This window comes from Providencia sp. PROV209, from assembly GCF_028479485.1.
GTDB classification, from domain to species: domain Bacteria; phylum Pseudomonadota; class Gammaproteobacteria; order Enterobacterales; family Enterobacteriaceae; genus Providencia; species Providencia alcalifaciens.
In genome coordinates this window covers 15,196-29,463 of the sequence record NZ_JAMPNR010000024.1, presented here as the reverse complement: position 1 = coordinate 29,463, position 14,268 = coordinate 15,196, and the positions used below count along the sequence as shown (strand labels likewise).

10 protein-coding genes are annotated in these 14,268 nt (G+C 43.7%); 5 read left to right on the top strand and 5 right to left on the bottom strand.

From position 1 onward, the window contains the following. Window positions 1–81 precede the first annotated feature (81 nt). From PR795_RS16595 to dnaA, 5 genes are all read right to left on the bottom strand, one after another. Window positions 82–3,069 carry an autotransporter domain-containing protein gene (locus tag PR795_RS16595; RefSeq protein WP_181480409.1) on the bottom strand — a complete coding sequence of 996 codons (2,988 nt, stop codon included), beginning with the start codon at window positions 3,067–3,069 and terminating at the stop codon, window positions 82–84. 252 nt (window positions 3,070–3,321) lie between these two features. Beyond that, window positions 3,322–5,736 (bottom strand): DNA topoisomerase (ATP-hydrolyzing) subunit B, encoded by a 2,415-nt coding sequence (gyrB, locus tag PR795_RS16590; protein WP_036962507.1) that lies wholly within the window; start codon window positions 5,734–5,736, stop codon window positions 3,322–3,324. A gap of 18 nt (window positions 5,737–5,754) precedes the next feature. Next, the gene (gene recF, locus PR795_RS16585) at window positions 5,755–6,849 is read right to left on the bottom strand and encodes a DNA replication/repair protein RecF (protein WP_006660616.1); all 1,095 of its coding nucleotides are present in this window, start codon (window positions 6,847–6,849) and stop codon (window positions 5,755–5,757) included. 9 nt (window positions 6,850–6,858) lie between these two features. Beyond that, the gene (dnaN, locus tag PR795_RS16580) at window positions 6,859–7,959 is read right to left on the bottom strand and encodes a DNA polymerase III subunit beta (RefSeq protein WP_181480408.1); all 1,101 of its coding nucleotides are present in this window, start codon (window positions 7,957–7,959) and stop codon (window positions 6,859–6,861) included. A gap of 5 nt (window positions 7,960–7,964) precedes the next feature. Continuing rightward, a complete protein-coding gene (gene dnaA, locus PR795_RS16575; protein WP_006663248.1) occupies window positions 7,965–9,356 on the bottom strand; it encodes a chromosomal replication initiator protein DnaA in 1,392 nt (463 codons plus the stop codon). 803 nt (window positions 9,357–10,159) lie between these two features. On the opposite strand from dnaA, the gene rpmH reads away from it, so the two are divergent. The 5 genes from rpmH to mnmE all read left to right on the top strand — a co-directional run bounded on the left by rpmH (window position 10,160) and on the right by mnmE (window position 14,045). Continuing rightward, window positions 10,160–10,303: a 50S ribosomal protein L34 gene (gene rpmH, locus PR795_RS16570; RefSeq protein ID WP_004906236.1), complete on the top strand. Its 144-nt coding sequence runs from the start codon at window positions 10,160–10,162 to the stop codon at window positions 10,301–10,303. 18 nt (window positions 10,304–10,321) lie between these two features. Then, a complete protein-coding gene (gene rnpA, locus PR795_RS16565; RefSeq protein ID WP_006660612.1) occupies window positions 10,322–10,681 on the top strand; it encodes a ribonuclease P protein component in 360 nt (119 codons plus the stop codon). Continuing rightward, window positions 10,645–10,905, top strand: a complete 261-nt coding sequence (gene yidD / locus PR795_RS16560; protein WP_006660611.1) for a membrane protein insertion efficiency factor YidD — start codon at window positions 10,645–10,647, stop codon at window positions 10,903–10,905. Before rnpA ends, yidD begins: the two co-directional genes overlap by 37 nt. A gap of 2 nt (window positions 10,906–10,907) precedes the next feature. Beyond that, window positions 10,908–12,569 carry a membrane protein insertase YidC gene (yidC, locus tag PR795_RS16555; protein ID WP_006660610.1) on the top strand — a complete coding sequence of 554 codons (1,662 nt, stop codon included), beginning with the start codon at window positions 10,908–10,910 and terminating at the stop codon, window positions 12,567–12,569. 111 nt (window positions 12,570–12,680) lie between these two features. After that, window positions 12,681–14,045, top strand: a complete 1,365-nt coding sequence (mnmE, locus tag PR795_RS16550) for a tRNA uridine-5-carboxymethylaminomethyl(34) synthesis GTPase MnmE (RefSeq protein WP_006660609.1) — start codon at window positions 12,681–12,683, stop codon at window positions 14,043–14,045. The last annotated feature ends 223 nt before the right edge of the window (window positions 14,046–14,268 follow it).

Sequence of the window (14,268 nt, the reverse complement as noted above, 5' to 3'; positions counted from 1 at the left end):
AAACGAGAAAAATAGGCATGGCACCTGCGTGACGAAACACACCGGTGCCATTTTTTATGGCTGAATTTTATACTTTAAACATTAAAATGAGACAAGGAACTTAGCATCAAGATTATTTTCTAAATATCCCTTGGTCGTAAATTGGCTGTAATCCACGGATAGCTTGGTATTGTCGGTAATCTGAATATTCGATCCTAGCTTGATTGTCACTCCATCTTGCGGTGCATTCACACCATGATAGTTAAGCGGTGGTGCAAGTAGGTTGCGCTGGGTAAATCGAAATGCCATTTCGCGTTCCTGCTTGTCATATTGATGTTGCCAGCCGAGTTCCCCGTGTACATCGATTGAGGATGATTTACCCACTTTCCACTGGTTATCTAAACGTAATCCCAGCGTTGTAGTGGTGGCATCAAGGGATTGGCGACCTGTAACGAGCGAGGCTTTTTTCCCTTTTTCTCTAAATCCATGACTTTCCGCATTGGTAAAGGCGAAGTTCACAAACGGCTCGGCGTTGATAAATGCCGATTTCCACGGGTAAGCGGCTTCCATAAACAGGTGGTTGGTCTTGCCTTTATAGTCGGCGGTATTGTGATCGGAATAAATGGATGAGGTGACTGTTCTATCAGTTTTGATGGTGTGCCATGTGTGCCCAAGCCCTGCACGTAAGGTGATTGGCGCCAATTGCAGAGAGCCATAAGCCGCTAAATAATAGTTGTTGCTATGGCTATGACCGACTCCTCCAGAGACGGAATTTTTTGTAAAACCGGAGCTCATGCCAAAGATAAAATCATCATTAAAGAAATGCTTATCTGCCCCTAAGAACACCCCATAATTGCTATTGGTAAAGCCGGATGCGTTGCCGTCGCTTTGGGTTCTATCCCAATGATAAGGTACGTTTACCCAGACGTTACCGCGGTTATCGCCACGCTCTTTGACGATATTTTCTGATGCGCGTGTTTGTTGCAGCAGCGTACCGTGATATTGGCGATGGTTATTTAACTGGCTAGCAAGGGTATCGATATGAATTTGTGGGGATAAGGTTCGAAGAAGATCGTTAACCCCTGCGGTGGTTTGGCTGAGGATTAAACGTTTATACAGGGTGTTATTCAATGGGAGATCTTCAAGGGCGTGAGCAATGGCGGTTTGGTTTGGCGTCTTTGCAAAGGCATCAAAAGTCAGGCCACTACGACCGACGTTGAGTGTGACACGTTGCATCGTGGGTGAACGAGGGTCTGCGCCATAATTTAATGTAGTACCAATAAATAGATAGTTAGGTTCGATGCCGTCAAATTTCCCTTGAATATTGGGGGCGCGAATAATTTCATATTGAGTGCGGAATCGACCCTGAATTTCATCTTGACTAGGTATCCGTTCATTGAATGGTTCTGATTCTTCAGCGAAGAACACGTTGACCTTGCCCCCGTTGATGGTCACTGTACCGCCAGCACGTAGGGCGTCAAACTCCTGTATTACATCTTTTTGAATACTCACATAGAATTCACTGCCGGGCTGGAAGATGGCGGTGTTATTCACCGTGAGATGCCTTGTCGGGTCTCTCGTATTATCTCCAGGGGTTAAGATAGCACCACCGTTAATCACTAAGTCATCAACTGAACCAGAAGCAATAAATCGGGCTCCTTGGTTTAATGTCACCGTATTTTTGATGCTGTGACTGAGCGCTAATGTGCCATTGGTGACGTTAACTGGCGCATGTAGGATGTGTTTGACCTCAAGCTTTCCACCATTGACATTGACGGGGCCTGTTAAGTGGTTTTCTTGCGTTAAAACCACACGACCTTGCTGTATTTCAAGCCCTGCAAAACGGTTAATTCCAGCTAAGGTTAATGAGCCTTCTCCTTGTTTGATTAATCGCCCTTTGCCATCGATGCCATTGCTCCAAATATCGGTAATGCCGACGTTTGCAACGTCGTCTTGAGTTACCCGTTGATTGACGACCCAATCTTCAGCGAAATGCGTAGGCCCTTTGTAAGCTTTGGATAAGTTAATCAGCCCCCAGTAGCTATCAGGCTGATTCGGTTTAACACTCCAGCCAGCTAAAGAATTGCGTGGGTAGGCGGTTCCGGCAATAATTTCCCGCCATTGTTCTTTATTGAGATAAGCAAAACGGGAATGCAGTAAATAAGCTGCACTCGCGGGTATTTGGTCCGCTGTAACGGCGGGAGAAGGATGCTCACTTTGCTTATTGTAATAGCCGGTATTTTCATCAAATGAGGGAAGCAGGCCGATAGGTGGTTTGCATTTGGCGGTATTCGCAGCACATTGAGAGTTTATTTCTTGGCGTACGTCTTTTGCTAACCCAATAAATGTATTGGCAGTTTTGTTATTTTTTAGTAAATGAGCGAGAAGATAGTATTGGGCGGCGCGTGAGGCAATAGTATCGGTTGGGAAGTGTGCGCCAACAATCACACGGCTCTCTCCATATCCCATGGCTCTATCAAAAAATTGTGCGCCTTTTTCTGGGTAAAGAGTGGCAAATATTGCTGCTTGCTTAAATCCGCTCCAAGTATGTCCACTGGGGTAAGAGGAGCCTGTGATATTGGTATAGTTTGGAATGTATTCCCCTTTCTCATTGAGAACTTGATTGGGGCGACCTCGTAAGTAATGATCTTTTAGAATAAAATCCATTGAGCGATTTTTATTTTTAATAGGGTCATAGGCAAAGCTGGCTAATTGAAATAAATTATCTAGACGGTTATAAGCCTCGATTTTTTTAAAATCATTATAATTAAAACCTTTTTGATTAAATAAATATTCCCTGTAAATATTAAAGATATATTCTGGTGTGCTTTGTTGATCTTTTTCAGCGCTCTTTTTACGTTTTTTAGTTAACAGTGTAACGTGTTGACTGGCTTCTTTATCCCATAGTGCGGCTTGTGAATGTGGCTCGGGATAGGGAGGAATAACATGGGTTTTGAGTTCATTAAAGAGTTGATTTCGTTGATCAAGAATGGTTTTTTGTGCCTCTAAATAATCAGATTGAGCAAAAATTGGATGAATGTTAAATAGCAAAAACAGACTTAAAGATACCGAGGGTATTATTTTGTTCATTATAGACCTATAGATTTTTGAAGAAGGAAAAATCTATTTCATCTTAATAGGGTGATTTTTATTTTCCATAAAATGAAAGTAAATAAGACAAACTTTATTTTATTTCATTATTCTATTTAGTTAATTAAATAAAGTGTGAAATTAGTTAACTTTAAAATAAAATTAATAATAAATATTTAAGATTAAAATTAGATAAAAAAATAACCCTATACCGAAATATAGGGTTATCAAATGAATGAGCCGGTAAGTCGATTAAATATCGATGTTCGCGGCTTTTAAGGCGTTCTCTTCGATAAAGGCACGACGCGGTTCTACGGCATCTCCCATCAATGTGGTGAACAGCTGATCTGTTGCAATTGCATCTTTGATAGTGACACGCATCATACGGCGAGTTTCTGGATTCATGGTGGTTTCCCAAAGTTGTTCTGGGTTCATTTCACCAAGACCTTTATAACGCTGTACGGATAAGCCACGACGAGATTCACGGCTTAACCACTCTAATGCTTGCTCGAAGTTGTCGATATTCTGGCGACGTTCACCGCGTTGAATATAAGCACCTTCCTCGATTAAGCCACTGATTATGTCACCTAACTCGGTGATGCGACGATACTCACTACCATGTACGAAGTCGAAATCGAGGTTGTAGTCGCTATCAACACCGTGGGTACGGATACGAATAGTCGGCTCGAATAGCTGGCGTTCACGGTTTTCATGAATAATATAGCTGTAAGAGCTACCCGCTTGCTCGTTTTCTTCTAAACGCGCCACTAAAGTTTTCGCCCATTCTTCAACTTGGGCGCTATCTTTCAATGCGTCTTCAGTCAGTGTGGATTGATACACTAAGCTGTTCAGCAGCGCTTGTGGATATAAACGCTCAAGACGGCGAATAATACGGTGCGCTGCATTGTATTCAACAACCAGTTTTTCCAGTTGTTCGCCTTTCATGGCTGGGGCTTCCGCACTTAAATGTAACTCAGCACCGTCCAGTGCGATAGAGATCAGATAGTCATCCATCGCTTCATCATCTTTAATGTATTGCTCTTGCTTACCGCGTTTCACTTTATACAGTGGCGGCTGAGCAATAAAGATATGACCACGTTCAACGATTTCTGGCATTTGACGGTAGAAGAAAGTTAACAGCAATGTACGAATGTGCGAACCATCGACGTCAGCATCTGTCATGATGATGATGCTGTGATAACGCAGTTTATCTGGGTTGTATTCATCACGGCCAATACCACAGCCTAATGCGGTGATCAGTGTCGCAACTTCTTGGGAAGAGAGCATTTTGTCGAAACGCGCTTTTTCCACGTTCAGGATTTTACCTTTCAGTGGCAAAATAGCTTGGTTCTTACGGTTACGGCCTTGTTTTGCAGAGCCGCCCGCAGAGTCCCCTTCCACTAAGTACAGTTCAGATAATGCAGGGTCACGTTCTTGGCAGTCAGCGAGTTTACCTGGCAAACCTGCTAAATCTAACGCGCCTTTACGGCGAGTCATTTCACGGGCTTTACGTGCAGCTTCACGGGCACGTGCAGCATCAATGATTTTGCCAACAACGATTTTGGCGTCGTTTGGATTCTCTAATAAATACTCAACCAATTTTTCATTCATTAAGGTTTCGACAGCTGTTTTCACTTCGGAAGAAACCAGTTTTTCTTTAGTTTGAGAAGAGAATTTAGGATCTGGCACTTTTACAGAAATAACGGCAATCAAGCCTTCACGAGCATCATCACCCGTTGCACTGACTTTCGTTTTTTTCTGATAGCCTTCTTTTTCCATGTAGTTATTCAGGGTACGGGTCATCGCGGCACGGAAGCCCGCTAAGTGGGTACCTCCATCACGCTGAGGAATGTTGTTGGTGAAGCAGTAAACATTCTCTTGGAAACCGTCGTTCCACTGCATGGAAACTTCCACGCCAATCCCGTCTTTCTCAGTAGAGAAATAAAATACGGATGGGTGAATTGGGGTTTTATTACGGCTCAGATACTCAACAAAGGCTTTGATCCCACCTTCATAGTGGAAATGGTCTTCTTTGCCATCTCGTTTATCAATTAAACGGATTGAAACGCCTGAGTTCAGGAATGAAAGTTCACGTAAGCGTTTTGCCAGAATATCGTATTCGAATTCAGTCACACCTTTGAAGGTGTCCATGCTTGGCCAGAAACGTACACGAGTCCCTGTTTGGTCTGTTTCTCCAACAACTGTTAGAGGACCTTGTGGCTCGCCGTGTTTGTATATTTGTTCGTGAACTTTACCGTCACGGCGGATTACTAATTCAAGTTTTTCGGATAAGGCGTTAACCACTGAAACACCCACACCGTGCAGACCACCGGAGACTTTGTAGGAGTTGTCGTCAAATTTACCGCCGGCGTGCAGAACGGTCATGATGACTTCTGCGGCAGAAACACCTTCTTCTTCGTGGATGCCCGTTGGGATACCACGCCCATCATCTTGTACAGAGACGGAGTTGTCGGCATGGATAGTGATGACGATATCGTCACAGAAACCAGCTAAGGCTTCATCGATAGCGTTATCCACAACCTCGAAGACCATGTGATGAAGACCTGTTCCATCGTCGGTATCACCGATATACATGCCCGGGCGCTTACGCACCGCATCCAGTCCTTTTAATACCTTGATACTTGAGGAGTCATATGTATTCGACATCAACGTTTCCTGCTCTTTCTATTCCTGAGGTTGAACTTCTATTTTGCCTTGCTCTACACTAAACATTTTACTGTTGGCATCAATCATATCATTGACTTGCGCCGGTGTAATAGCACTTACAAACACTTGTGCTTGCGTAGCTTTGAGTCGAGCCGCTAATAATTGCCGGCGACCAGAATCCAGTTCTGAAGCAAAATCATCCAGTAGATACAGGCATTGTTGCCCGCTCTGTTGGGTGAAATATTCACCCTGCGCTAACCTGAGTGCACACATTAATAATTTCAATTGACCACGAGAGAGCATATCTTCAACGGGAATGCCGTTAGCTCGAATTCGCAGATCAGCTTTATGTGGACCTGATGAGGTGTAGGTCAACGCTCTATCGCGCTCAAACTGCCGCTCTAACTGTTCTGAATAATCAATTTCTTTGTCCCAACCACGTTGGAAAGAGACCGAAAGTGAGAATTCGGGTAAAAACTGTTTACAGGTTTGCTCAATATTTTCTGCAATACCTGCAATATACTCGCCGCGCCATTGGCTAATTTGTTCGGAAATTGGGGCGAGTTGCTGATCCCAATGGCGAATTTGCTCATAACGAGTTACTTGCCGTAAAGCCGCATTTCGCTGCTTTAACAAACGTTTTAAGTCCGACCATGTAGAAAAGAATAGGGCTTCATTATGAAAACATCCCCAATCTATAAACGCGCGTCGGTATTTTGGACCACCATTTAGTAGGGTAAACCCTTCAGGGGTAATAAGCTGCATTGGCAAGAGTTTTGCCAGTTCTGCAATTTTATGCCCGTCGGTGCCATCAATTCTTACTTTACTATCACCTTCGCGATTCTTACTTAAACCGAGTGATAGTACTTTGCGTTCGGTATCTGGGTGTCCCAGTTTACCATGTAGAATAAATTGTTCTTGGTCATGACGAATAACGCGATTCGCCTGAATGCTGCGAAAGGCTCGTCCATGTCCAAGTGTATAAATTGCTTCCAGTATACTGGTTTTGCCACTCCCATTAGGACCAATTAAAAAATTGAACCCAGTTGCAAGGGAGAGATCGGCGTCTTCTATATTACGAAAATCGCGGATCAATAAACGCGAAAGGATCATACTGACTGCTTACAAGCGCATAGGCATAACAACATACACGGCGGAGCGACTTGCAGAGTCTTCAATTTGTACACTAGAAACGGCATCCGTTAAAAACAGTGTGACATTTTCGCTTTTCAGGGCATTCAAGACGTCGAGGATGTAACTGACGTTAAAGCCAATTTCCATTTCTCCGCCTTGGTAATTAACATCAACAATTTCTTCCGCTTCTTCCTGTTCAGGGTTATTCGCAGTGATACGTAGCTGGTTTTCACTGAAGAATAAACGTACGCCGCGGAACTTTTCGTTAGATAAAATCGCCGCTCGTGAGAAAGCTTGTTTGAGTAAATCACAGCGTGCTTCTAAGGTTTTATCTGGATTCTTAGGTAGAACTCGGCGGTAGTCAGGGAAACGACCATCGACTAATTTAGAGGTAAAGATAAAGTCGCCAACATGAGCGCGAATATTGTTGCTACCAATTTGTAGCTGCAATAAGGCATCGCCACCATCTAACAGACGCATCAATTCCATGACGCCTTTACGTGGCACGATGACAGAATGTGATGGTAGTTCTTGACCAATATCCATAGAGCAAACCGCAAGGCGGTGCCCATCGGTGGAAACGGTTCTGAGCATATTTCCTTCAGTTTCAAACAGCATGCCGTTGAGGTAATAACGGACATCTTGGTGTGCCATTGAAAACTGCGTTGCTTCAATTAAACGTTTCAGTATGGATTGAGGCAGAGAAAACTCAACTTCACTTTGCCAATCATCTAAATTCGGGAAGTCAGCCGCAGGTAAGGTGGATAATGAGAAGCGGCTGCGCCCAGAACGTACAAGCAGTCGGTCATCATTAAGTTCGACTTGGATTTCAGAACCTTCCGGTAAGCCACGCCAAATATCAAAAAATTTGCGCGCTGGTACCGTGGTTGCACCAATTTCATGCTCACGGGTAAGCGGAACATTGGCCATCATCTCCATTTCTAGGTCGGTACCCGTAAGTTGCAGGGTACCTTCTTTTACGTGAAGTAAAAGGTTTCCTAAAATAGGCAGCGTTGGACGCCCACCTAATGGACCACTCACCTGTTGTAACGGTTTTAATAACTGCTCGCGTTCGATAATAAATTTCATAGCAATTAAGATGATAATGTTCTGATTAGATTTGAAAAATCTTCTTTGATGTCATGGCTTTCTTCTCGTAATTGTTCAATTTTACGACAAGCGTGCAACACCGTGGTGTGGTCACGACCGCCAAAAGCATCCCCGATTTCAGGTAAACTATGATTTGTCAGCTCTTTCGCCAGTGCCATTGCCATCTGACGCGGTCGAGCGACAGAACGAGAACGACGTTTAGAAAGTAAATCAGCGACTTTGATCTTATAATACTCAGCAACAGTTTTTTGAATATTATCAATAGTTACCAGCTTTTCCTGCAGTGCTAATAAGTCACGTAATGCTTCTCGAACGAAGTCGATAGTGATAGCTCGACCTGTAAAATTCGCATTAGCAATAACACGGTTTAACGCACCTTCTAACTCACGTACATTCGAACGTAAGCGTTTTGCGATGAAAAATGCCACTTCACCGGGCAGTTGGATTTCGTTTTCATCGGCTTTTTTCATCAAAATGGCAACACGAGTTTCTAATTCTGGGGGTTCAATTGCAACCGTCAGACCCCAGCCGAAACGAGACTTCAAACGATCTTCCACTCCGTTGATTTCTTTTGGATAACGGTCGGAAGTCAAAATAATTTGTTGATTGCCTTCAAGCAGGGCGTTGAATGTATGGAAAAACTCTTCTTGTGAACGCTCTTTGTTAGCAAAAAACTGAATATCATCAATAAGTAATGCATCAACAGAACGGTAATAACGTTTGAATTCTTCAATGGCGTTATTCTGCAATGCTTTGACCATATCTTGAACAAATCGTTCAGAATGCATATAGACTACGCGGGCATTGGCCTTATGCTGCATAATGCTGTTACCGACAGCGTGTAATAAGTGCGTTTTACCTAAACCTGTTCCACCATAAAGGAATAATGGGTTATAAGCTCCGCCAGGATTTTCTGCCACTTGCCTCGCCGCAGCGCGAGCTAGTTGGTTTGATTTACCTTCTACGAAGTTATCAAACGTGTGTTTCGGGTTCACATTTGAACGGTATGACACGTCGGGTTGAACTTTGGCTGAATTGTCCCAGCTAGGCTTTACAGGTGCAGATGGCGCGGCGAATGCAGGCATTTCATTATGCGTGCGTACTTGAGGACTCACCGGCGCAGCCATCATCGGTTTGTTGCCTACTTCAAAGTGTAGAGCAGGGGCATCAGAACCGCAAAAGTCATTCAATAATTCATTGATATTATTGATGTATTTATCTCTCACCCAATCAAGGACGAAACGATTCGGGGCATAAAGTGCCAGTGTATTATCGTTTAATTCAGCTTGAAGAGGGCGTATCCACATACTGAATTCTGTGGCAGGTAGTTCATCCTGCAATCGGGCAAGACATTGCTGCCAAAGCGAAAGTGACACGTTGGACTCCCCTAACAAGGTCAATGAAACAAGAATTACGGATTTCGTTAAGAATTTTTTACTGGTAACTATTCCATTAGTCACTTTTCGTGGTCACTAAGAGAATAGGGGGCCAGAGAAGGTGTTTGACTAACTTTTACTCACCATATCTATCCACAACATATTCCTGATCCTCTGATCAGAAATAGACCTGCGATCATACCGCAAAATTCACCTAAGATCTCCATTCTTTTACACAGTTTTTATGCTTTTTATCCACAGGCAAATGTGATAAGGCGGCTTTGATAGGGGAGAATTTTGCTGGATGATCGCGGGCAACGACAAATTTTCCACATGTCTGGGGATAACTTTAGCCTATATATAGAAATTATCCTTCAAGATCAAAAAATATTTTCGGATCCCGCTAAGATCCTTGCGCTTTAGGGAGGAGTCCGTATAATCTTCCTCCCTGTGTACACTGCGAATGTCACTTTTTATGACGAATTTAAGCAGATGGGTTTTATGGGTAACGTCAATAAACGCTTGAGTTAATTGGTGGTTACATCGTGAGACTCGCTTAAAAGACAGCATAAATTGAGTTCCATACGCAGCTTGTCACGGCACATATCGGCAAACCGGTCAGCCAGGTTTAAATAAAAAGTGGTTTGATTACGTCATTTTATTGACGTGACCCCCTATGTTTTATTACAATCCTGCCTCTTTCTATATTGTTGCGATAGAGGCACAGGTGTAAATCAGTTTCCACTGGTTGCCAACGCGTTTACTGAATCAGTAATAAATTTTAAAGTTAGGTAGAAATCGTTATGAAACGCACTTTTCAACCGTCCGTACTGAAGCGCAACCGTTCACACGGTTTCCGTGCTCGTATGGCCACTAAAAATGGTCGTCAGGTTCTGGCTCGCCGTCGTGCTAAAGGCCGCGCTCGTCTGACCGTTTCATCTAAGTAATAAAGCTAGCCCTCTATAGTGGTTACGCTCGCTTTTACCCGGGAGTTACGTTTGTTAACTCCCAGGCATTTCGACAATGTCTTCAAGCAGCCGCAGAGGGCGAGTTCCCCAGAGATAACAATCCTTGGTCGCCTAAACGAGCTGGGGCATCCCCGCATCGGTCTTACCATCGCCAAAAAAAATGTTAAACGTGCTCATGAGCGTAATCGTATCAAGCGATTAGCCCGTGAATATTTTCGTTTGCATCAACATGAGTTGCCTTCAATGGACTTTGTGGTACTGGTTCGCAGAGGGGTAGCCGATCTCGACAATCAACAGATTACGGAATCATTGGATAAGTTATGGCGTCGTCACCGTCGCTTGGCTCAAAAGTCCTGATCATGCTGATCAGAGGTTACCAACTGGCTATTAGTCCGTTGTTAGGACCTCGTTGTCGTTTCAATCCCACATGCTCTAATTACGGAATTGAGGCATTGCGCAGGTTTGGTATGCTAAAAGGTAGTTGGTTAACTGCCAAACGCGTATTAAAATGCCACCCTTTACACGCTGGTGGAGATGATCCTGTCCCACCTAGAAAAACTGATGATAATAGAGAATTATAACGATGGATTCCCAACGCAATCTTCTACTCATCGCTTTGTTGTTCGTGTCGTTCTTAGTTTGGCAGGCTTGGGAGAGCGATAAAGTTGCTCAGGAAACCAAGGCTGTTCAAGTTTCACAGCAAAAGACGGACATGCCGAGCAGCGCAAGCAATGATGGTCAAGCGGTCACAGGTAGTGAACAAGGTAAGCTTATTGCCGTTAAAACCGACGTACTTGATATTCGTATCAATACTCGCGGTGGTGATATTGATGAGGCTGACCTGTTAGCCTATCCTGCAACCCTGAATTCACCAGACCCATTCCGCTTATTGGAAACCACACCAGGTTTTGTTTATCAGGCTCAAAGTGGTCTGATTGGTCCTCATGGTCCAGACAACCCAGCGAATAACAATGGTCAACGTCCTCTTTATACTTCAGATGCAACGAGCTTTGAGTTAAAAGATGGTCAAGACGAATTACGCATTCCGATGACCTTCACCGACAATAACGGTGTGGTTTATCAGAAGACGTACATTCTGAAGCGTGGCAAATATACTGTTGATGTTGAATACAACATTCAAAACCCAACTGCGCAACCTTTAACACTTGCGTTCTTTGGTCAATTAAAGCAAACCATCGCTTTACCAGAGCAGCGTGATACTGGAAGCAGCAACTTTGCTCTGCACACATACCGTGGTGCGGCTTACTCTTCTGATGAAAATAACTATAAAAAATATAGTTTCAGTGACATCGAAGATAAAAACTTAAGCCTGACAACCAAAGGTGGCTGGGTCGCTATGTTGCAACAATATTTTGCAACGGCGTGGATTCCTGCCTCTTCTGAGCAAAGCACTTTCTACACCATTGACCTCGATAAGAAATCAGCAATTGTTGGTTATAAGAGTGAACCTCTGACTATCGCATCAAATGGTGCAGCGACCTATTCTTCAACTCTGTGGGTTGGTCCTGAAATTCAGTCAGAAATGGCGGAAGTGGCTCCTCACTTAGATTTAACCGTAGATTACGGTTGGTTATGGTTTATCTCTCAACCGCTGTTCAAACTGTTGAAATTCATTCACGGTTTCGTCGGTAACTGGGGTATTGCCATCATCGTTATCACCTTTATCGTCCGTGGTATCATGTACCCGCTGACCAAAGCGCAGTACACCTCAATGGCGAAAATGCGTTTACTGCAACCAAAACTGGCTGCAATGCGTGAGCGTATTGGTGACGATAAACAACGTATGAGCCAAGAAATGATGGCGCTGTACAAATCAGAAAAAGTAAACCCACTGGGTGGTTGTTTACCGTTGCTGATTCAAATGCCAATCTTCCTTGCGTTGTACTACATGTTGATGGGTTCTGTTGAACTGCGTCATGCACCGTTCTTTGGTTGGATTCAAGACTTGTCTGCACAAGACCCGTACTACATCCTGCCAGTTCTGATGGGTGTGACCATGTTCGTGATTCAGAAGATGTCACCAACAACTGTGACTGACCCAATGCAGCAGAAGATCATGATGTACATGCCAGTCGTGTTTACCGTGTTCTTCTTATGGTTCCCATCAGGTCTGGTTCTGTACTATATCGTGAGCAACTTAGTCACTATTATCCAGCAGCAAGTTATTTATCGTGGTCTGGAAAAACGTGGCTTACATAGCCGTGATAAGAAAGAGAAGAAATAATCTAAATTCTTATCGAGTTTAGAGGGCTTCACAAAGCCAGATTCTATAGTAACATTGAGGCGATCCACTTAGGGTCGCCTCAATTTTTTTAGTCATAGACAGAGAAACATCATGCAAATCAACGATACTATCGTCGCACAGGCAACCGCACCCGGTCGTGGTGGGGTTGGAATTTTACGTGTATCCGGTCCACAGGCAGCTTTGGTTGCTGAAACAGTGCTCGGAAAATTGCCAAAGCCGCGCTATGCCGATTATCTGCCATTTCGTGATGCTGATGGCTCTGTTCTTGACCAAGGGATTGCGATTTATTTCCCTGGCCCTAACTCCTTTACTGGGGAAGATGTGCTTGAGCTGCAAGGGCATGGCGGTCCCGTTATTCTTGATTTATTACTCAGACGAATTCTGACGATTGCCAATATCCGTATTGCCAATCCGGGAGAGTTTTCTGAACGTGCATTTTTGAATGACAAACTTGATTTGGCACAAGCTGAAGCGATTGCTGACTTGATTGATGCGAGCTCTGAGCAAGCAGCTCGTTCCGCAATGAACTCGTTACAAGGTGCTTTTTCATCTCATATTCATCAGTTAGTGGAAGCACTCACTCACTTGCGCATCTATGTGGAAGCTGCGATTGACTTTCCAGATGAAGAAATTGATTTCCTATCTGACGGTAAAATTGAAGCCAAATTGAATGAAGTTGTGGCGGATTTAGACCAAGTTCGTTCTCAAGCCCGTCAAGGTAGCCTGTTACGTGAAGGCATGAAAGTGGTGATTGCAGGGCGACCAAATGCCGGGAAATCTAGCTTATTGAATGCATTAGCGGGTCGAGAAGCGGCCATCGTTACTGATATTGCAGGCACCACGCGTGATGTACTGCGCGAACATATTCATATTGACGGTATGCCACTGCATATTATTGATACCGCGGGCTTACGTGAGGCTAGCGACGAAGTGGAGCGTATCGGTATTGAACGCGCTTGGAAAGAGATTGAGCAAGCTGACCGTGTATTATTTATGGTGGACAGCACCACCACGGACGCGACTGAGCCACAAGAAATTTGGCCAGAATTTATGGCTCGCCTGCCAGAAACGTTGCCTGTTACGGTTATTCGTAATAAAGCCGATAAAACAGGTGAGTCAGTGGAGTTTGTCGCCGATGCTCGTTATCCATTGATCCGCTTATCTGCCCGTGAAGAAAAAGGCATTGATTTGCTGCGCGATCACCTCAAAGAAACCATGGGCTTCAATAGCAATACAGAAGGTGGGTTCCTAGCTCGTCGTCGCCACTTGCAAGCGTTGAATAATGCGGCAACCCATTTAGCTCAAGGCTATGACCAGTTAGTGAATGCTCGCTCCGGTGAGTTATTGGCTGAAGAGTTACGCTTAGCTCAGCAAGAACTGAGCGAAATTACGGGTGAATTTACCTCTGATGATTTGTTAGGGCGTATTTTCTCGAGTTTCTGTATTGGTAAGTGATTAAGTGAAATAAAAACAAAAACCATTTTCCCAGAGTTGGGAAAATGGTGGTTATCTCTTCATAGAATACAGAAAATCCTGCCTACTATTGAAAATTTATTCTTTTTAATATTTCTCATCGCAATTAAATTATAAAAACTAATACCAATTTTTATGCTCTTTAACGTAATCGATTTTAAATATAATAAAAACGATCTTTACAGATAAAACAGTTTTTATTCGA

What these genes read in the sequence shown, in the direction of transcription:
- mnmE (WP_006660609.1), top strand. Translation starts at nt 12,681, where the DNA reads ATGCAAATCAACGATACTATCGTCGCACAGGCAACCGCACCCGGTCGT.
- yidC (WP_006660610.1), top strand. Translation starts at nt 10,908, where the DNA reads ATGGATTCCCAACGCAATCTTCTACTCATCGCTTTGTTGTTCGTGTCG.
- gyrB (WP_036962507.1), bottom strand. Translation starts at nt 5,736, where the DNA reads ATGTCGAATACATATGACTCCTCAAGTATCAAGGTATTAAAAGGACTG.
- dnaN (WP_181480408.1), bottom strand. Translation starts at nt 7,959, where the DNA reads ATGAAATTTATTATCGAACGCGAGCAGTTATTAAAACCGTTACAACAG.
- yidD (WP_006660611.1), top strand. Translation starts at nt 10,645, where the DNA reads ATGGCGTCGTCACCGTCGCTTGGCTCAAAAGTCCTGATCATGCTGATC.
- recF (WP_006660616.1), bottom strand. Translation starts at nt 6,849, where the DNA reads ATGATCCTTTCGCGTTTATTGATCCGCGATTTTCGTAATATAGAAGAC.
- PR795_RS16595 (WP_181480409.1), bottom strand. Translation starts at nt 3,069, where the DNA reads ATGAACAAAATAATACCCTCGGTATCTTTAAGTCTGTTTTTGCTATTT.
- rpmH (WP_004906236.1), top strand. Translation starts at nt 10,160, where the DNA reads ATGAAACGCACTTTTCAACCGTCCGTACTGAAGCGCAACCGTTCACAC.